The 20527-nt window shown below is 39.5% G+C and carries 19 protein-coding genes and 1 other annotated feature; of the genes, 12 read left to right on the forward strand and 7 right to left on the reverse strand.

Annotated features, from left to right (window positions below):
• The first annotated feature begins 98 nt into the window (after positions 1–98).
• From fahA to I6F41_RS09095, 3 genes are all read left to right on the forward strand, one after another.
• On the forward strand, positions 99–1412 hold the full coding sequence (gene fahA, locus I6F41_RS09085; protein WP_086998865.1) for a fumarylacetoacetase: 1314 nt from the start codon (positions 99–101) through the stop codon (positions 1410–1412).
• 143 nt (positions 1413–1555) lie between these two features.
• A complete protein-coding gene (locus tag I6F41_RS09090; RefSeq protein WP_182678374.1) occupies positions 1556–2719 on the forward strand; it encodes a M23 family metallopeptidase in 1164 nt (387 codons plus the stop codon).
• Positions 2709–3191 (forward strand): bactofilin family protein, encoded by a 483-nt coding sequence (locus tag I6F41_RS09095; protein WP_197108235.1) that lies wholly within the window; start codon positions 2709–2711, stop codon positions 3189–3191. The genes I6F41_RS09090 and I6F41_RS09095 overlap by 11 nt, the downstream gene beginning before the upstream one ends.
• On the opposite strand, the gene I6F41_RS09100 is transcribed toward I6F41_RS09095, so the two are convergent.
• The gene (locus I6F41_RS09100; protein WP_058373868.1) at positions 3192–3665 is read right to left on the reverse strand and encodes a hotdog fold domain-containing protein; all 474 of its coding nucleotides are present in this window, start codon (positions 3663–3665) and stop codon (positions 3192–3194) included.
• A 380-nt stretch (positions 3666–4045) separates the two neighbouring features.
• On the opposite strand from I6F41_RS09100, the gene I6F41_RS09105 reads away from it, so the two are divergent.
• From I6F41_RS09105 to I6F41_RS09115, 3 genes are read left to right on the forward strand one after another with little or no spacing between them, the layout of a single operon-like run.
• Complete coding sequence (locus tag I6F41_RS09105) at positions 4046–5239, forward strand: multidrug effflux MFS transporter (RefSeq protein ID WP_011328830.1); 1194 nt, start codon at positions 4046–4048, stop codon at positions 5237–5239.
• Between the two features lie 2 nt (positions 5240–5241).
• Positions 5242–5874, forward strand: coding sequence for a LysE family translocator (locus I6F41_RS09110; RefSeq protein ID WP_011328831.1), 633 nt, complete (start codon positions 5242–5244; stop codon positions 5872–5874).
• A gap of 18 nt (positions 5875–5892) precedes the next feature.
• Positions 5893–6357 carry a methylglyoxal synthase gene (locus I6F41_RS09115; protein WP_011328832.1) on the forward strand — a complete coding sequence of 155 codons (465 nt, stop codon included), beginning with the start codon at positions 5893–5895 and terminating at the stop codon, positions 6355–6357.
• Between the two features lie 11 nt (positions 6358–6368).
• Here I6F41_RS09115 and yegD read toward each other — a convergent pair whose 3' ends face one another.
• The 5 genes from yegD to I6F41_RS09140 all read right to left on the reverse strand — a co-directional run bounded on the left by yegD (position 6369) and on the right by I6F41_RS09140 (position 12065).
• Positions 6369–7733 (reverse strand): molecular chaperone, encoded by a 1365-nt coding sequence (gene yegD / locus I6F41_RS09120; RefSeq protein ID WP_197108237.1) that lies wholly within the window; start codon positions 7731–7733, stop codon positions 6369–6371.
• A gap of 82 nt (positions 7734–7815) precedes the next feature.
• Positions 7816–8658, reverse strand: coding sequence for a DNA ligase (locus I6F41_RS09125; RefSeq protein ID WP_197108239.1), 843 nt, complete (start codon positions 8656–8658; stop codon positions 7816–7818).
• Positions 8659–8690: 32 nt separating this feature from the next.
• On the reverse strand, positions 8691–9347 hold the full coding sequence (locus I6F41_RS09130; protein WP_182678363.1) for an HAD family hydrolase: 657 nt from the start codon (positions 9345–9347) through the stop codon (positions 8691–8693).
• 59 nt (positions 9348–9406) lie between these two features.
• A complete protein-coding gene (locus I6F41_RS09135) occupies positions 9407–9706 on the reverse strand; it encodes a hypothetical protein (RefSeq protein WP_011328836.1) in 300 nt (99 codons plus the stop codon).
• Between the two features lie 63 nt (positions 9707–9769).
• Positions 9770–9864 (reverse strand) — a sequence feature (Trp leader region).
• Positions 9828–12065: a TonB-dependent receptor gene (locus I6F41_RS09140; protein ID WP_041454519.1), complete on the reverse strand. Its 2238-nt coding sequence runs from the start codon at positions 12063–12065 to the stop codon at positions 9828–9830. Its footprint overlaps the feature before it by 37 nt.
• Before the next feature lie 393 nt (positions 12066–12458).
• Here I6F41_RS09140 and I6F41_RS09145 point away from each other — a divergent pair, with 393 nt between their 5' ends.
• Positions 12459–13007, forward strand: a complete 549-nt coding sequence (locus I6F41_RS09145) for an HdeD family acid-resistance protein (protein WP_197108241.1) — start codon at positions 12459–12461, stop codon at positions 13005–13007.
• A gap of 59 nt (positions 13008–13066) precedes the next feature.
• Here the strand turns inward: I6F41_RS09145 and I6F41_RS09150 are convergent, their stop codons facing one another.
• Positions 13067–13927, reverse strand: coding sequence for a mechanosensitive ion channel family protein (locus tag I6F41_RS09150; RefSeq protein WP_011328839.1), 861 nt, complete (start codon positions 13925–13927; stop codon positions 13067–13069).
• 189 nt (positions 13928–14116) lie between these two features.
• Between I6F41_RS09150 and I6F41_RS09155 the strand changes: the two genes are divergently transcribed.
• From I6F41_RS09155 to I6F41_RS09175, 5 genes are all read left to right on the forward strand, one after another.
• Positions 14117–14326: a hypothetical protein gene (locus I6F41_RS09155; protein WP_011328840.1), complete on the forward strand. Its 210-nt coding sequence runs from the start codon at positions 14117–14119 to the stop codon at positions 14324–14326.
• 218 nt (positions 14327–14544) lie between these two features.
• Complete coding sequence (locus I6F41_RS09160) at positions 14545–16680, forward strand: M3 family metallopeptidase (protein WP_197108243.1); 2136 nt, start codon at positions 14545–14547, stop codon at positions 16678–16680.
• A gap of 147 nt (positions 16681–16827) precedes the next feature.
• The gene (locus I6F41_RS09165; protein ID WP_197108245.1) at positions 16828–18255 is read left to right on the forward strand and encodes an amidohydrolase family protein; all 1428 of its coding nucleotides are present in this window, start codon (positions 16828–16830) and stop codon (positions 18253–18255) included.
• A gap of 93 nt (positions 18256–18348) precedes the next feature.
• Positions 18349–19203 (forward strand): carboxylate/amino acid/amine transporter, encoded by an 855-nt coding sequence (locus I6F41_RS09170; RefSeq protein WP_011328843.1) that lies wholly within the window; start codon positions 18349–18351, stop codon positions 19201–19203.
• Positions 19204–19244: 41 nt separating this feature from the next.
• Complete coding sequence (locus I6F41_RS09175; protein ID WP_197108247.1) at positions 19245–20486, forward strand: glycerophosphodiester phosphodiesterase family protein; 1242 nt, start codon at positions 19245–19247, stop codon at positions 20484–20486.
• The last annotated feature ends 41 nt before the right edge of the window (positions 20487–20527 follow it).

Here is a 20527-nt window from a genome sequence, read left to right on the forward strand (position 1 = left end):
TAAGCTGTTAATAATAGATGTTTTTAATCTTTATATGCATATTTAATAAATTGATATTTATACTGATTAGCACGACCAACTAAACCAAAGGAAATGTAATGAGTTTAATTAACGAAACCCATGATATAAATTTAACAAGCTGGGTAGCCTCTGCAAACGTTGCAGATTGCGACTTCCCTATTCAAAATCTACCTTTTGCTGAAGTTCGTCGTAAAAATAGCAACGAAGCTTTTCGTGGCGCTGTCGCTATTGGCGATCAGGTTATCGATTTAGCAAAACTAAATGAACTCGCTATTTTTAGTGGTGATGCGCAAACAGCCATTGCTGCTGCAAGTAACACAACATTAAATGAATTTATGAGCCTTGGGCAGCAATATTGGTCAGCACTGCGTTTAGCATTATCTAAAGCGCTGCGTGAAGGCTCTGAGCATCAGGCTAAATTAAGCGAAGCGCTTATTGCACAAGCTGATATTGAGTTTGCATTGCCGTGTCGCATTGGTGATTACACCGACTTTTACACCTCTATTTACCATGCAACTGCTGTGGGTAGCTTGTTTCGCCCAGACAACCCACTACTACCTAACTATAAATGGGTACCTATTGGTTATCATGGTCGCTCATCATCTATTGGTGTATCGGGTCAACAATTTCATCGCCCTAAAGGCCAAACCAAAGCGCCAGATGCTGAAGTACCATCGTTTGGCCCGTGTAAACGCCTTGATTATGAACTAGAAGTAGGTATTTACTTAGGTAAAGGTAACGCGTTAGGTGATGCTATAGCGATTGAAAATGCTGAAAACCATGTATTTGGCTTTTGTGTATTTAACGATTGGTCAGCACGTGATTTACAAGCGTGGGAATATCAGCCGTTAGGGCCGTTTTTAGCTAAAAACTTTGCATCAACGGTATCTCCTTGGATAGTGACAACTGAAGCGCTAGCACCATTTAGAACAAGCTGGACACGAGATGAAAACGATCCACAACCATTGGATTATTTAGAATCTAAAGCGAACCGTGAACAAGGCGCGTTTGATATTCAAATGGATGTAAAAATTCAAACTCAGCAAATGCGTGATGAAGGTCATACACCAACGCGTGTATCAACCTCAAGCTTTAAGCACTCATACTGGACAGTTGCGCAAATGGTAACGCACCATACTGTGAATGGTTGTAACTTTATGCCAGGTGATATGCTGGGCTCGGGTACGCAATCTGGCCCAACCCATGAAGAAGCGGGTTCGTTACTTGAGCTTTCTCGTGGTGGTAAAGAAAAAATCACGCTGAGCAATGGCCAACAACGTAGCTTTTTAGAAGACGGCGATAACGTTATTATGCGTGGCTGGTGTGAAAAAGAAGGTTACGCACGCATTGGTTTTGGCTGTGTGGAGAGTACTGTACTCGCTGCAAAATAATTTAAAGAATAAATTGTTTTGCTAAAAAGGATGGCATTTATTGCCGTCCTTTTTTATTAATTCAGTCATAGTTACAATTTTTTTCTAGCTTTTTAAACTCAAATTGCTATCTTAGCTTGGTTAATAGCCAGTATTTATGTGTCATGCCTATATTTATAAAGTCTTTTTTTGAACAGTTTTTTCCCTCTCGTCAACTACTTATTCGCCAAAATGGTGAAGTTAAGCATGTGGTTTTGGCGCCTTGGCTGCAAGTTTTTATCGTATTACTTGTATTAGTTACTCTTAGTTGGGTAAGTATTTCGAGCTTTCGGGTTTACTCACAAACTACAAAAATATCAGATATTGAGCAAACTCAACTCGATGAGCAAAAACAATGGCAACAGCAAGTCAGCGAGCAAAAAACACGCCATGACGAACAAATAGCACAATTAGCTGAGCTTGAACAAAAACAAGCTTTACTCCAAAGCATGATCGAATCTCTTCCTGCTTCTCTTAGTAAAGATGTTATAAAGCTGGGTGACGAACTTGAATCTCCTATTGAAGAAGAGCAAAGCGAGTTTCATGAACCTTTAGTCGATGACAGCGCTCAAAGTAAACAGGTGCAAAATACGCTCCCTAGTACATTCGCTGCTCGCTATGCACAGCTAAATCAATACTACGAGCAAAATTTTTTATCGCTTGAAAGTCAAATTACCCAACGTCATAACGCCATTTTAGCCATGCTTAAAGGTGCAGGGCTAGAGTCTGCATTAGCGCAACATTTAGCATTAAGCGAGCAAACAACCGCTCAAGGTGGTCCGTTAGATGTATTCGATGAAGCAAAAATTCCTGGCACATTTTTAGCTATTGCCGATAAATTATTACTACTAAATAATTTAGAAAACTTTTTAAATGAACTGCCTAATACCTTACCGCTGCCAGCTGCAAAGTATTATATTTCTAGCAACTTTGGATTGCGAAAAGATCCAATGAACAGTCGCCGCGCCTTTCATAAGGGCGTTGATTTAGCCGGCTGGCATAAAACTGAAATATTTGCTCCTGCCGACGGTACTGTACTGCGCGCTGGGCGCAATGGCGGTTATGGTAACTTTATAGAACTTGAACATAAAAATGGCTTAGTCACTCGCTTTGGTCATTTAAATAAAGTTAAAGTAAAAAAAGGCCAAGCAGTCACTAAGCACGATGTAATAGGCTTAATGGGCAGCACCGGCAGAAGTACCAGCACTCACTTACATTATGAAGTGCTTATTGATGGCAAGCATGTCAATCCTCTTAAAATAACAAAGGCGCTCTCTCGTGTTTGGTAAAAAAAAGCAAGTAACAAATAACGCTTCATTAAAACGCGTTAATCACGCTCCTTCTATTATTTCAGAAGATATGCGCCTTACCGGGTCAATAATAAGCCAAGGTGAAGTGCAACTTGATGGCCGCATTGATGGCGACATTAAAGCTACTCATTTAGTAATTGGCACTACAGGCGTAGTTGAGGGTATTGTTGAAGCGACAAGCGTGATTGTTAAGGGCAAAATAATTGGTTCATTAAATGCCAGTGAAGTTAACATTAAAAATAACGCTCATGTGCATGGTGATATTTTTCACGATACGCTTAGTATAGAATCTGGTGCAATTATTGAAGGTAATTTAAAACAGCGCTTTGAAAAAGAAAACTTAACACTCATTAATGATGAGTCAAAGCCGGTGAGTGATGTAAAACCATTAATTAACGAGGACGATATCGGCTTGTCATTCGTAAATAAACAAGCCTCTAATAAAAGCTAGTTACTTTTTAGCTGTAATGTACATAGTAATATCTGCAGTGAATACTAGTTCATTGCGGGTATTATATAATTTTACTGGCACCACTAAGTCTTCTTTATCTAGCCACTGGTGCGGTAAATCAATCTCTGCAATAGCGGTTACATCGGTATCTACTTTAGCTAAATACCGTACCGTCATACCTTTTGGGATCCAACGGTGAGTTTTAACCGGTACCGTGGCATCCACCATCACTCCAGCACATAACTCGGCCAAATTACACTGCGCTATTGCATGTATTGTACCTATGTGATTATGAACCCTACGCCGGTTTTTAACCCGCGCACTACAATGTCCTGCTTTTAAATTAAGTATGTAAGGCTTCATCGAGCCAAAGTATGGCGCTTTAAAACAGACTATTTTAGTAAATAGCCAGTGCCCAAAGGGTAGCTTTTTAACAATGCGCCATGCTGTTAAAACTGAAGATTTATTGCTCATTATTATTTTCCATCGTTCATTCTTTTGTAAAAGTAACACATCAGACCAGTTTGAGGTAGTGTCTTTAAAAGTCCCTTTTAGCTATTTAACCTTAACTTTGGTGAAGAGATTTACTAACGTATTGAATCATAGTTATATTTAAATTTATTTTTTCTAACCAGTGATTTTCAGTGACAATAAGGCGAATTTACGCGTCAACTGCTGACCTATTGCAAGTAAATTCAGCGCAGTTAGCGCTGAAAATATCTGCTTGAGATAGATTTATTACCCAGAGTTCATGTTATTTAAATTAAAAAATATCAATGTCGACGATACTAAGGGTCATAAGCCCTTTCTTTTTTATTAGTCCCCCCCTAAAATACGCGACAAAAGGAGAACTAATGCAAACACAGCCCGCTAAACCAAACTTAACTTTATTACTTATATTAGCGTTACTCGTTATTTTTTGCCCTATGGCTATTGATATTTACCTACCTGCATTTCCAACTATTGCTGAGCAATTTGCTGTTTCAGAGCAGCAAGTACAACAAAGTGTTGCTATTTTTATGCTCACTGTAGGCTTAGGGCAATTAATTGCAGGCCCCCTTGCCGATAAGTTTGGTCGTAAACCGGTCGCTGTCATTGGTATTAGCCTGTATGCGGGCTCTGCCTTGTTAGCCTATTATGCTCCTTCATTTAATATATTGCTGCTCGCGCGTGCTTTACAAGGGTTAGGAGCATGTGCCACTTTTGTGGTTGCTTTTGCCATAGTACGTGATAAATACGGTGCACAGCGAAGTGGGCAAATGATCACTTATTTAAATGGTATTATTTGTTTTATTCCAGCATTAGCGCCCATTTTAGGGGCATGGTTAACCGTGCAGTTTGGCTGGCGGATGAATTTTTTATTTTTAACTTTTTTTGCCATTTTTGGCTTAGTTATAACCTTATTATTTTTTAAAGAAACACGCCCAGCAGACAGCTACTATCAAGGCCATATTTTAGATTTACGCCGTTTTATGCCCATTATTAGCACTCCTATATTTTTATTTAATAGCTTACTTTGTATGGTCGCAATGTCGGCAATACTGGTGTACGTAACACTTGCGCCGGGTTGGTTAATTACTCACTTAGGCGGTACAGTTGCTGACTTTACTTTTTGGTTTACACTCAATGCGGTATGTAGCATTGTGGCGAGTTTTATAGCGCCTATGTATATTAAAAATAATAGCCAGCGTGCTTTGCGTCTTGGGGTTGGTTTATTGATTTTTTCGGGGTTATTAATGCTTGCGCTTAGCACCATACAAACCGCGCTGGCACTTATGTTACCTATGCTTATTGCTGCACTTGGTTTTGCTTTAAGTTTAGGCTCAGCAGCTGGTATGGCACTTTCTCGCTTTGCAAAACAAGCCGGAACCGCTTCAGCGCTACTTGGCGCAATGCAAATGAGTGGTGCGAGTATATTAGTGTTTGCAACACAGTTTTTAGGGTTAACTACACCATGGCTAATAGCCTTTCATTTACTATTGTTACTTCCTCTTTGGCTTATTTTAATAAGTAAAAAAGGACATGCTTTACACCCAACTCAAGGCTGATCATGATAAACCCTGATTTTTTAGTTTCTTTTTTACTGGCTAGCTTTTTAATTGCGGTGGCCCCAGGGCCTTCTAATGCCTTTTTAATGGCACAAACCTTTGCTAATGGCCGTACGGCAGGAATGCAAAGTGCGTTTGGTTTTGCCCTCGGTGGAGTAGTACATACATTTTTTGCTGTTGTTGGCTTAACCGCCATACTTAAAGCCTCTGAGGTAGCTTATAGTGCAGTGCAATATGCAGGCGCTGCTTATTTGTGCTACTTAGGGATAATGATGCTTAAAAGCACTTTTATAAAAGAGCCTATTGAGCAATCAGACAAACCACATATAACTACGAAGAAAAGTAAAAATGTAATGTTTCAAGCTATGATGACCGAAGTACTTAACCCTAAAGTGGCATTATTTTTTATCGCGTTTATTCCACAATTTGTTGATCCAGCACTTTCTTCGGCTACTTTTCAGCTCGCCTTTTTTGGTTTGCTGTATCCGCTTTTTGCTTTTCCGATTGATTGCGCTTATATTTATTTTGGCGATAAAATTGCGCGCTTTTTTAGAGATAACCCTAATAGCCAAACTTGGATAGATAGGATCACCGGCATTGTTTTCATTGCCCTTGCTATTAACTTATTACTTTAACAATAAAAAGAATTTTTTATGGACCAAAAAATACAATCGCTACCGGCTAAAAAAAATATTGCACTAGTAGCGCACGATGGTAAAAAAGCGGCTTTAAAATTATGGTGTATAAAACACCTAAACGCACTGAGCGAGCATACATTATATGCCACAGGCACCACAGGGCATTTAATCAATAAAACCACAGGGCTAGATGTGATTCAATTGCTTAGCGGCCCAATGGGTGGCGATCAGCAATTAGGGGCTAAAATTGCTGAGCATGAAATACATATGCTGGTGTTTTTTTGGGACCCGCTGGCATCGCAACCCCACGACCCAGATGTAAAAGCACTACTACGCTTAGCGGCAGTGTGGAACATACCAGTAGCCTGTAATGAAGTAAGTGCTGACATGCTCCTAAGCTCGCCATTAATGAATGTTGAGCTTGAGCGCACCTTGCCAGATTACGAAAAGTATTTAGCAACCCGACAAATAGATATTTAATATTTAATGGCTTAGCTGTAAAGCATGCTAGCCCATTTAGTTAAGCCGGCGGTTACACTACCAAAGTGATCGCCATTAACCATTTTAATATCACCTAAATGTTGGCTAAGCGCCGCTTTAATAAGAGGCGACTGTGCACTACCACCGGTTAAATAAATAACATCGGGCGTAGTATCTGCATCATTTATAGCTTGCTTCGCTAAAGTGACTATTTGGCTAATGCTATCATCTACCGCTAATGCTAAATCACTGACTGAAACATCTTTACTTAATGACGCATCTAAAAAGCTAAGATCGCAGTTATAATTAGTGGCTGAAGTTAATGCTATTTTAGCAGCCTCAGCTTGTTGTACTAATTGATGCCCTTGCCTATTTTGCTGCAAATGTATTAATCGTTTAAATAGCTCTGGCGCGCTCACATCGCGCAATTGTGCGCTAAGTTCTCTATGATGGTTAGCACTATAAAATTGGCTTTGTAAGTTTACATCGTTAATTTTACATGCTTGCCAAAAAGCTTGATTAGGCAAAGGTAGCCCTGATTTAAACGTACTGCCTAAGCCTAAAAGCGGCATCAAGCCATAGTAACTTAAAGCTATGTCTAAATCGTTTCCACCAATACGCTTACCGCTGTGAGCTAAAAAGTCAGCGTCACGGTCACTTTTATCCCGAAAGCTTGGCCCCATTTGCACAAACGAGCAATCGCTGGTACCGCCACCAATATCAATAACCAGTACTTTTTGGTTTTGTGTTAAGTTGCTCTCGTAATCAATACCGGCCGCCAGTGGCTCGTATAAAAATGCGACTTCTTTAAAGCCGGCACGTTTTGCAGCGCGCTCTAAAATACCAATTGCTTGCTGATTTGACTCCTCACCGCCTACCGCCTGAAAGTTAACCGGACGACCAATAACGGTTTGGGTTAACGTTTTGCTTAGTGATTGCTCAGCACGTTGTTTTATTTTTAAAATCATTGCGGTGGCAATGTCTTCAAAAAAGTTAATTTGTCCTTGTTTTAAACCTGTAGCGCCAAAAAATGATTTTGGTGATTTAACAAAATAACCCTCTTCAGGAAATTGCACATACTCGCTAATTGCTTCGCGACCAACAAATAAGGTTTCGTCTGTGGGGTGTAAATCTAAGTCAGATTTAATCCGTGGTAATGAATTTAGCAATGCTTGGCGCTGGGTTTTAAATGCAAGCTCATCGCTGCTACCTTGTAAATGCTTGGCAACATAGTCAACTACCAACGCACTATGGTGGGTATAAAGTGTTGAAGGTAGGTAATGTTTTCCTTGCTCTAACGGCACTAATTGAACGTTACCCTCGTTCATTACACCCATAGCACAATTAGAACTACCATAATCAAAACCAACAAACATATATCACCATACATCACTAAAAAGGCCGCGCAATTTAGCATACCTAGCAATAAATATATACTCATATAGGGCTGAATAATTGTTAGGGTGACTCTCTCACGCGTAAAAAACTAGCAAAGCGAGGTAAGCCATTTTTTGTTAAACCATGGAATCGATAAGTAATGGTGCTACCCAATGCTGGCGGGCTTTCGCGCTCGGCATCGCTAAATCCGGTGCCAATTGAAAACAGTTGCCCTTGCGCTGTTTTTACTCTTAACGCTCCTAACATGCCTTGGTATTTACCTTTACCCGGTAGGTATGCAATCACTATTGCTTCAGCATCTAAGTAGGGCTTTAATTTTAATAGCGCATCGCTGCGCCCATCGGCATGTTTTGCGCTTGCTAAATGCAGCATAACGCCTTCGCCACCTTGCGCTGTTATATTTTTAAAATAGTTAGTTAATAATTGGTTATTAGTAAACTGATGCTGCTTTATAGCCTTTATATGAGGTGAATTTAAACCAGCAACAAGGTGGCTGTAATTGCTGTAGCGCTGGCTAAAAGGCACGTTTGCATCAGGCATATCAAATACTTGATACGTAATACTTTGCCAATCATGATTATTGGGAGTTTTAGTGCGCACAATGCCACTGAGCACCGCAAAGTGCTGATGTTTAGTCCACAGTTCACCATCAAGCCATACTTTAGGTAAGGGTGCTGTAAACCATTCAGGCGCGTTTATTACATTACCTTGTCGGGTAACAAACTGTTTGCCTGTCCAAATAGCCCTTACACCATCAAACTTTTCACTAACTAAATAGTTACTTACATCGCTGTGCTTAGTTTCATCATACACTTTAGCAAGCAGCACCTTGGGCAATGTTGCATTCACAATAGAGCTAAAAAGTACTGCTGTGATTAAAGTAATTAATTTTATATAAAACATCAGCGCGTCCAAGCAAGGTAATGTGGCTTAAACTATAGTTGAGATTGCAGCCATTGCCAAAACTCTTGCAGATCATCCATACGGTAACTGGCTTGGCTAAAGTCATGGTTTTGCGTATGGCTATTAGCAATCGCCACAACACTTACAGCGGCGTTGTTTGCTGCAGTTACTCCGGTAAAGGTATCTTCTACTGCAATGGCATCTTTAGCAGCTACATTTATCTGCTTGAGTGCTAATAAGTAAGGATCTCCGGCTGGCTTTGGATTAATAACATCATCTTTAGTGACTACTGCGTCAAATAGATCATAAAAGCCAAGCCCTTTTAATATTGGTTCTGCTTCGTGGCGAGCGCTGCCTGTTACTAACGCCATTTTTAAGCCGCTGCTTTTAACCGCTATTAATGCTTGTTCTGCAAAAGGCATTAGTGCTGGTAAATTGGTTTTTACATATTGTGCAAATAAACGGTATTTTTCATCGGCTAAATAGTCACTGCTAACCGATAAGTTATGCTGTTGCTTTATTTCACTTGCAGCTTCGAGCGTTGGCCGCCCCGAAAAACGCTGACAAAACTCACCCTCTTCGTAGTTTACATTAAATGGCGCAAGTACCTGGCTCCAACATGCAAAGTGCATGCTTTCAGAGTCGACTAACGTGCCATCCATATCAAATAATACTGCTTTTAAAGTCATTTTTATTCCTTATCACAGCGCTAAAAAAGACGCCTAAGCGCCTTTAATATGTTTATAAATTACTCCGTTAAACCCGCCGGTGGCTCACCAGTGGCCTCTTCACCTGTTTCAACATCAACCAACTCATAACCACGCGCTTTACGCGCCACTTTTAAAACAGGTTTTTCAAACGCTGTTTTTAATCGCTCAGAATCAGCTTTTAATTCATCAAGCGATGTACCAAAAGGAGCTGCTCCGGTTTCAGACCAATTAGTTACTTTACCATTAAGGTTATATTCTACTTCATGTATTTGATACTGCGCTGCTTCATCTTTTGTGGCTTCACAAAAAATCACTCGGTAGTTCCAAAATCCAGCCATTTTTCATCTCTTTATTTTGCAAATCAATTAACGCTACTTTAGCAGTAATATTAATGAATATAAACGAAAAAGCCCGCTATAAAAGCGGGCTCTGTAGTATTTTTACTATTAGTGTTTAAGCTTAAAAGAAGTTAACTTTAAACTCTACACCAACGTAACGCTCTTCATTAACCATTACAGTATTATTGTTGAAGTCTACGCCACCAATAGATTGTTGCTCGTCAAATAAGTTACGCACAAATGCTGACACTTGGTATTCATAGTCGCCATCTGCCCATGCGTAACCGGCACGTAAGCCAGTTTCAACAAGCGGCTTACCTTCAAACTCAACTGATTCATATAAGAAAAAGTTAATTTTGCTACGATAAGAAACATCGCCATAAGCAAAGAATTCACCATCAGCTAGCTCTTTGGTATAACGTAATGTGAAGTTAGAAATCCACTCTGGAGCATGCGGTAAGCTGTTACCATCGAGTAATACTTTACCATTTACTACTGGGTTAGTAATTGTCAACGTTGGGCGGCTTGGAGCTGCTATGCTAAGCGTGTCATCTTTAAGCTCAGTTTTGTTATAACTTAAGTTGAATGTAGCATTTAGCTCATCACTTAACACCCACTCAGAATCTAGCTCAAAACCATAACCTGTGGTTTTATCAACATTTAACAAACGGTTAAAGTTAGCACCACCACCTACAGCTGTTAACTGTTGGTCATTCATTGTGTAGTAAAAAACAGTGGCGTTAACACGGCCTTGACCGTCTAGTACGTCTGACTTAATACCTGTTTCGTATGAGGTTACCGTTTCTGTTTCTGCGGTAGTTACATCATTACCATATAAAATACGCCCTTGTAAGCTAGGTGCACGGAAGCTATTAGCAATACGTGTGTACCAGTTTACGTCATCATTTACTTTATAGCTTGTTGAAATATCCCAGCTAATATGGTCATCACTTACATTGATGAGTCCACTAGATAGCGGACCAGCACCAATTGGGCTTTGAGTACGGTTTGCAGAAAATTCTTTTTCATCGTCTGAATAACGCAGACCTGCAGTTACTTTTAAATCATCGCTAATCGTGTAATCAACTGAGCCAAATACCGCCCATGCTTTTGTATCTTGTTGCTGTATTACATAACCGGTTTCATTACCTGCAGGTGATGAAAACGTATCATAGCTGAAATTTTCAATTGTCAGCGCTTCATCAAAGTAAAACACACCTACTTGGTAGTTTATATCGCCAGCAAAGTTGCTTGATAAGCGTAACTCTTGGGTATACTGATCATGATCTGGAATACCATCAGCACTTTCTGCTGAGCTAAAACCTGTCTCATAAGCGCCGTCAATGTCTGCACGAGAATATATTTCTGCACTTTCCCACGCCGAAATAGAGGTTAATGTGTGATTATTAAAATCCCACTCAAGCTTTAAGCTCGCACCTTCTGACTCAACTTGCTGCGTCGCACGTGATGCCGCATCGTGGTAAACCACGTCATTTTCAAAGCCATCAACTAAATCGTTAGTACCTGGCTTGATAGAATTACCAAAGAAGGCAATTGGTTTACCGTCCATATCACGCACGTGGTAGTTAAATAAACCAGTGAAGTCATCGCCTTCGTATAAAAACTGAATACGGGCTGCTTTATCTGTGTAGCCGCCTAGCGCGTCTTTTTGTTCAAACCCTGGAGCACGACTATCAATGTAATCGTCTTTATCTTGCCACAGTACTGATACACGCGTTGATAAACGGTCAGTTAAACCACCGCCTACCGCACCTTCAAAATCTACAGCGCCACGGCTACCGTAAGATACCGAGCCGTAACCTTCAAATTCTTGGCTTGGTTTTACTGAATCAAATTTAACAAGGCCCGCAGGCGTGTTACGACCAAACAAAGTACCTTGTGGTCCACGTAGTACTTCTACACGTGAAACGTCAAATACTGGAAAGCCTTTTAAAATAGCGTTTTCTTGTACTACTTCATCTACAACCAATGATACCGGTTGTGATGCGTTTAAATCGAAATCTGTATTACCTAAACCACGTACATAAAAGCGTGGGAATGAACGACCAAATGAAGACTCAATTGATAAACTTGGGATTTTCGCATTCATAAAACGAATATCCATACCAGCAGAGCTGTAAGCATCCAAGCTATCGCCTTGCAGTGCAGAAACAGCTACTGGTACTTCTTGTGCATTTTCTACACGTTTACGAGCAGTAACTTGAATAACTTCTAATTGATTTTTCTTTACCGCTGGCGCTTGCTCAGCAGCAATAGTAGAAAATGAAGTGCCTGCTACGGCAGAGAGTAACGCTGCATTTACTAGGGTTGCTAACGTAGATCTTTTCATTGCTTTCATGTCGGGGATTAACCTTTTTAGTGCACTCTTGTTCAACGGTTGATGTGTTGCGCCACTTACAATAGCGGACTCAGGCAATTTTTCGCGATACGCTACGCGGACCTCTTTCTCGAGAGTGCAAAACGAATTAAAGAGGCTGAATGAGTGGTTAATATTATAACACCCTGACGCTCTTTTACTGCATAAAAGAAACATAAAAAAAACAATTTGTGCAAAAAAATACATCTCTTAAAATAATTAAAAATAAAGCCTTTAAAAAACAAAAAATAGCGGACATTTGACCTGTTTCAAATTAAAATTATGCTATATAGACTTGGTGTTAAACTTGTTTGACCCTGCTAATAACAATAGCTACCTTATTTGGGCGCTCATACTATTTACTTAAGGATTAAAATGAATCTTACGAATACACTCACCAAAAACTGGTCGTTACTTTTACTTCGTGGTGTTATAGCCATGCTGTTTGGTTTAATAACCTGGTTTGCACCTGAGGCGTCGTTGCAAGTTATGTTATTAGTTTTTGCTGGCTATTTTTTATTTGATGGCATATTAAGAGTTTGGGTTGCCATAACATCAAAAAAATCAAATCCCTTTTGGATGTTATTATTAATTGGTGGCTTACTGAGTATTATTGCCGCTTTTGTCACTTTACTTGCACCAAACCTTACCGCGTTATTGTTACTTTATTATGTTGCTGCGTGGGCGATTGCAATTGGTGTAGTAGAAATATTTTTAGCCCAAAAGTTACGTAATGAAATTAGTAACGAATGGATTTTAATTATTAGTGGTTTTATTTCTATAATATTTGGACTGTACTTAGTATTTAACCCAGGTGCAGGCATTTTAACCTTGCTTTGGTTAGTTGCTGTATACGCTATAGTATTTGGCGCGCTTATAGTTGGTTTAGCGCTTAAATTAAAAAAATTAAATCAAAGCCGCTAATTCAGTTGGCTTAGCACCAAAATGCTAAGCCACTTTTCTTTATATTTAATGGGTGCTAATTACAGTGGCGTATTGAATTTTTTATCATCAATATGAATAATACGTTGTGGTAAGGCAATTTTAATATTATTTAACTTAAACTGCTTATAAAGACTAAAACGAATATCGCTGCGAACTTGGCGCAACATCGTTTCAGACTCTGCATACACCCAAAAATAAGCACTAAACATCATCGCGCTTTCAGCAAAGTCATCTAACAACACCGCTTTTGGTAAGGTGGGTAATATTGCCGGATGATCTGCAAGCACTTGTTGCATCAGTTTTTCAACCAATTCAACATCTGAGCCATACATTACACCCACATTAACCGAGGTACGTGCATTACGATCAATTAGCGTCCAGTTAGTTACTGTATTTTCTAATAATTGACTGTTTGGTACTAGCATATGTACGCCATCGTTACGGCGAATACGGGTTGAGCGAGTGTTTATCGTTTCAACTACGCCCTTGGCATTGCCCACCTCTAAAAAGTCACCAATACGAATTGGTCGCTCCCACATTAATATCCAGCCACTAATAAAGTTATTAATGATATTTTGCGCACCAAAACCAACACCTATCGCAATAGCACCCGATACAAAAGCAAAAGCGGTAAGCGGTATATTTAACACCTCTAAAGAAGTGAAAATTAAAATTGCGATACTTAAAATAAAATAAATTCGCGTAAACAATAGCACCGCATCAGGGTTCATTTTACGTTTAAGTAATGATTTTTTTATTAACTTACCAATACGAGTAACCACAAACCACATAGTAAATAATATCAATGGGATCTGAATTACTTTTACCACTGTAATTTGCACATCGTTGTAACTAAAAAGTACAAAAGCAAGCATTTGATTTAATTGTTCTAGTGTCATTTATTATCCAAATAAGTAAGAAGATACCGCTCTATAAACGTGTGTCTAAAATAAAAGTAAAACTGGTTCAGGGTTCGCTAAGTTTAGCACGTCATAATATTAGGGGAATAAAATCAATTTATACAATCAACTAACCTTTTATGGTACTTAGTGCTATATAAATAGTGTACTTGCACTGGAGATAACATTATGACGCAACTAACTTTAGCTCAAAAACTAGCAACCTTGCAGCCGCAGGTTGACCTTAATTTATTTGAAACTAGCCTCGAATACCGTAATAAAATTTTATCTTTACTCGCTCAACAAGAACAAGCACTGGCAACTATTAATCAAGAATTTGGCCAACAGCAACCGGTAAACTTTAGCTCTGATAAAAAATTTGTACTAGGTTACAATTAAAATTTGGATACTTTTTTTGCTTATTTACTTAACTAAGTAGCTCAAACGTTTATATTTAGAGCTACTTTTACCCACCTTTTCCTCTATTATTCGCTAATTTGCGTTTAAATCCCGCTTAATACCGATAAACATGATTGTATATAACTCTAAATTTGATAAGTTAACTGTGTTTTTCGACTCGCACAGCCTATTTCGGCTAATATTTTTATGGAGTTACTATGCGTAAAACATTGATCGCCACTACTATTGCTAGTGTTTTAGTATTATCTGCCTGTACATCAAACGATTCAAACAACATGGCAAAAGAGAGCGCTACACAAGTGCAAAACATTAACGCAGACAATGTATTGTTCAAATCAAGCCCATTACAATATATGGCACCAGAATTTAATAAGTTCTCTACTAAAGATTACGAAGCTGCTTTCGATGCCGGTATTGCTCAGCATAAAGCACAAGTATTAGCAATTGCTAACAACCCTGCCCCAGCTACATTTAAAAATACGTTAGTTGAAATGGAGCTTTCGGGTGAGTTATTAAATCGCGTATCTACTGCGTTTTATAACTTATCAGGATTAATTTCTGACAGTGAATATCAACGTATCGATGAGAAAATGGCGCCTGTACTTTCAGCGCACTCAGACGACATTTACTTAAATGGCGCATTATTTAAACGCGTACAAACTATTTACGACAATAAAAGCAAACTAAATGCAGAAGATCAGCGTCTTGTTGATTTTTACTACAAACAGTTTGTTAAAGCGGGTGCCAAATTAAACGACGCTGAAAAAGCAAAAATGCGTGAAATTAACTCTGAGCTTGCTAAGCTTTCAACGGCATTTTCACAAAACGTTTTAAAATCGTTTAAAGAAGACGTAATTGTTGTTACCGATAAAAGTAAATTAGCCGGTCTTTCTGAAGGCGAAATTGCAAGTCTAGCCGATGCAGCTAAAAAAGCAGGCAAAACCGGTTACATGATCACTTTAGTAAACACCACGCAGCAGCCAATTTTAAGTAGCCTAGAAAACCGCGACTTACGCGAGCAAGTGTTTACAGCTTCAACTAAGCGTGCGGCTAAAACTAACGGCCCTATTATTATTAAAGAAACCAACCTACGCGCTCAAAAAGCAGAGCTTTTAGGCTATAAAGATTGGGCTTCTTATGTAATGACTTCGCGTATGGCGCAAACCACTGAAAATGTTTACGGCATTTTAGATGACCTTGCACCTAAAGCAGTTGAAAAAGCAAAAATTGAAGCTGCAGCAATTCAAAAAGTAATTAACGATTCTGGCGAAAGTTTTGAACTTAAACCGTGGGATTGGGCTTTTTACGCTGAAAAAGTACGTGCTGAAAAGTACAACCTAGACCCAGCCCTAGTTAAACCTTACTTTGAATTACAATCGGTAATTCATAATGGTTTATTCTTCGCTATGGAAAAACTATACGGTATTACCTTTAAAGAACGTAAAGATCTGCCGGTTTACCACGAAGATGTAACTACCTTTGAAGTATTTAATGCTGATGGCAGTGCAATTGGTTTATTTTACATGGACCCATACGCACGTGAAGGTAAGCGTGGCGGTGCTTGGATGAGTGCATACGTAGGACAAAGTGGTTTAAAAAACACTAAACCTGTTATCTACAACGCGCAAAACATTCCAAAACCAGCAGCAGGTCAGCCTACATTATTAACCTTTGACGAAGTATCTACTTTGTTCCATGAGTTTGGTCATGCGGCGCATGGTTTATTCTCAGATGTTAAGTACCCAAGCCTAGCGGGCACAGCAACAGCGCGTGACTTTGTTGAGTTTCCTTCTCAAGCAAATGAAGACTGGATGATTGAACCGACTGTATTAGCTAACTACGCTAAGCACTACAAAACTGGTGAGCCAATTCCACAAGACTTGCTTAACAAAATGTTAGAATCACAAAAATTCAACCAAGGCTTTGGTACTACTGAGTACTTAGCTGCGGCATTGCTTGATATGGAATGGCATTCTTTTGGTTCTGATAAAAAAATAGCTGATGTAGAAGAGTTTGAGCAAAGCGCGCTAGAAAAACATGGTATTGCTTACTACCCTGTACCACCGCGTTATAAATCAAACTACTTTAGCCACACTTTTGCCGGTGGTTACTCTGCAGGTTACTACGCGTACCTTTGGACTGAAGTATTTGCAGCCGACGCCTTTGCCCATATGGAAAACAACGGTGGCTTAACGCGCAAAAATGGCGATAAGTTCCGTAAAGAAATCCTATCTAAAGGCAATAGCCGCGACTTAATGCAAAGCTACATTGAATTTAGAGGTCAAAAACCAACTACCGACGCACTTCTTAAGCGCCGTGGTTTAGTAGACTAATTAGTTAACTAATTTACACCTTTTAAAAAGCCCGCTTGCGGGCTTTTTTATTGCCATTAACTTAACCCACTTTTATAACCTTTTAACTCAAAGAAAATACCACTTTAAACAACTATGTTAATCTGAATAAAAAATTCAGGTGCCGCTATGAAACTCATATTAATACTCCCCATCACGCTTATTTTAGCTGCTTGTAACCAAGTGACTCAAAAACAACAAGCCGACATTATTATTAACCACGCCAATATAATTAACATGATGACAGGGCAAATTACGGCTAATCAATCCATTGTTATCAAAAACTCTACTATTGTAGCCCGCGGCGGCAATGAGCTAAATTTACGTTACAGCGCTACGAGTCAAATTGATGCCAGTGGTCAATATATAATGCCTGGGCTTTGGGATATGCATGTACACTTTGGCGGCGGTGAGCAACTAATAACAGAAAACAAACAGTTACTGCCGTTATATTTAGCCTATGGCATAACCACAGTGCGCGATGCAGCCGCTGATTTAAGTGAATCGGTATTGCAATGGCGCGAGCAAATTAATCAAGGCACATTAATAGGCCCTACTATTTATACCTCAGGGCCAAAGCTAGAAGGTAAAGACTCAATTTGGCCTGGCGACTTAGAAGTAGAAACCAGCGCAGAAATGCACGCCGCCATTGATAAACTTGAGGCCATGAATGTCGATTTTATTAAAATTACCGACAGCGCTTTAACGCCACAGTTATACTTACAAGCAGTAAAAGAAGTTAAAAAGCGCGGTTATCAAATTTCGGGGCATATTCCTTTTTCGCTTTCGGTAACCGATGTGTCAAACGCAGGGCTTGATGCGATTGAGCATATGACCTACATGTTAAAAGCCGCCGCCGATAACGAACAAGAAATTTCTGCTAAGGTAAAATCAGGTATACTGAGCTACTCCAGTGCGCTGCCAATTATTACTGAGCATGTTGACAAAGCCACAGCAATGAAAAAATATCGCGTACTCGCAAAAAATAATACCGCTGTTGTGCCTACCTTAATTGGCGGCCAAATTACGGCCTACATTGATGAAAACGACCATCAGCAAGACGAGTACCTAAATTATTTAGGCAAAGGATTAAAAGCCACCTACCAATGGCGAGTTGATCGCGCAAATAAAGATACCCCTGAGCAAATAACACAACGCAAAGAGCGCTTTATAAAAACGGCAAAATTACTCCCTTGGGTGCAGCAAGCTGGCGTATCAATTATTGCAGGTACCGACGCCGGTTTTTTAAATTCTTATATTTATCCGGGATTGTCGTTGCATCAAGAACTCGCTATTTTTAGTGATTACGGGCTTACCCCGTTACAAACACTACAAAGTGCCACAATAGCTGGGCCTAAATTTTTAGGTAAAACGCAGCAATTTACCAGTTTAGAGGTAGGTAAAGTGGCAGATATTATTATTTTAGCGCGCAATCCGTTAGTTGATATTAGTAACACGCAATCATTACAAGGCGTTATTAGCCATAACCGCTACTACAATAAAAAAGCGCTAGAGCATTTAAAACTACAAGCAAAGCAATTTGTAAGTTCACAATAGTTACTTTTTAGTCCACTTGTTTTATCAAGTGGACTATTACCCTTTTTTATTATCTAGGTTAAACTCGTTGTTTTATTTGGAGTTATAAAAACCATGGCTTACTTGTTTGCCGTCACCCTATTATGGGCGTTCTCGTTTAGCTTAATTGGTGTGTATTTAGCAGGCCAAGTTGATGCATGGTTTAGTGTGCTAATCCGCATTGCACTGGCTGCATTAATCTTTTTACCGTTTTTAAAGGTTAAACAGACTCCTAAACCATTGGCGTTAAAATTAATGCTTATTGGCGCAGTACAACTTGGCGCTATGTACAGCTTTTACTATCACTCCTTTTTATATTTAAGCGTGCCTGAAGTACTACTATTTACAGTAATGACCCCGCTTTATATCACCCTACTAAACGATGCTTTAGAAAAACACTTTAACCCTCGCTTTTTTATTGTTGCTATTATTGCCATTGGTGGCGCGGTAGCCATTAGGTATGAAGGCATAAGTAGCGACTTTTTGCTTGGCTTATTATTAGTCCAAGCAGCTAACCTGTGCTTTGCCATTGGCCAAGTGGCCTATAAACGCTTAATGAGTAACAGTACCCTTGAGCACAAATCGGTGTTCGGTTGGTTTTTTATCGGCGCTTTGTGCGTTGCTTTAGTGTGCTACCTGCTGTTTGGCAATACCGATAAACTACCGACAACCACAACTCAATGGAGCGTGCTTATTTATTTAGGAATCGTAGCGTCTGGGTTTGGTTATTTTGTTTGGAACAAAGGGGCTACCTTAGTAAATGTGGGGGCGCTGGCGGTAATGAATAACTTACTGATCCCTGCTGGTATTATTGTTAATGTGCTTATTTGGAACAGAGATGCCGATTTATTCAGGCTAGCTATTGGTGCTGGAATTATTTTAGCTGCATTATTGGTGAATCAATACTTTAATAAAAGTGCCATAAAATAGCGCTACACTTACATTATCTTAATAATTTAAAGCTGTTTTAAATGCTCGATAAAATAATTTTAGTCGCCTGTTTTATTTTTATAATTACTGGCTGTAGCAATACACTAATTAACAAACAAAATGCTCAACTGGGTACGCGTCCTTATTATTTAATTAACGATATGGACGCTGGTGATTTAAAGGCACAATTAGAATCGTGTAGTGAAGGCCCTTTTTATCGCACCGACTTTTCAATTGGGCATCGCGGTGCGTCTATGCAGTACCCTGAGCATACCAAAGAAGCTTACACTGCTGCTGCAAGAATGGGCGCAGGTGTTATAGAGTGCGATGTTACATTTACAAACGATAATGAGCTTGTATGTCGCCATTCACAATGCGACTTACACACCACAACCAATATTTTAGCCATTCCTGAATTAGCGGCTAAATGCAGCGAACCATTTATCCCCGCCGACGCTAAAAATGCAGTAACCGCCTCTGCAAAGTGCTGTACTAGCGACATTAGCTTGAGCGAGTTTTTAACGCTTAAAGGCAAAATGGATGGTGCAAACATGCAAGCAACTACTGCTAAGCAGTATATGCAGGGCACTCCCAATTGGCGCACCGACTTATACGCAACTAATGGCACATTAATGACGCATAAACAAAGTATTGCGTTATTTAAAGCACTCGGGGTAAAAATGACTCCTGAGCTTAAATCACCAGAAGTTAGCATGCCTTTTAAAGGCATGACGCAGGAGCAATACGCGCAAAAAATGTTAGATGAATACATGCAAATGGGTATACCGGCATCGCGAGTATACCCGCAATCATTTAATCTTGATGACGTAAAATATTGGATAAACAACAATCCTGATTTTGCTGATCAAAGTGTCTATCTTGACGGGCGAGATAGCGATGCAGGGTTCGATCCAAGTAATCCACAAACATGGCAACCTAGCATGGATGAACTGGTTACTAATGGGGTGAAAATTTTAGCCCCACCTATTTGGATGATGTTAAAAATAGATAAAGAAAGCAATATTGTGCCATCACAATACGCAATTGCCGCTAAAGCTGCAGGCTTAGAGCTTATTGCATGGAGCCTTGAGCGCTCAGGTCCACTTAACCAAGGTGGTGGCTATTATTATCAATCAATTGCTGATGTAATAAATAACGATGGCGACATGATGAAAGTAGTTGATGTACTTGCGCAAGATGTTGGCGTAATGGCTATATTTTCCGACTGGCCAGCAACCGTAAGCTACTACGCAAGTTGCAATAAAATGCCTGCTAGTCTTTAACTAGTCGTATATTTTATCGCGCTCAGTTACCATATAAATTT

It is taken from the genome of Pseudoalteromonas sp. SCQQ13 (assembly GCF_015864415.1).
GTDB classification, from domain to species: domain Bacteria; phylum Pseudomonadota; class Gammaproteobacteria; order Enterobacterales; family Alteromonadaceae; genus Pseudoalteromonas; species Pseudoalteromonas nigrifaciens.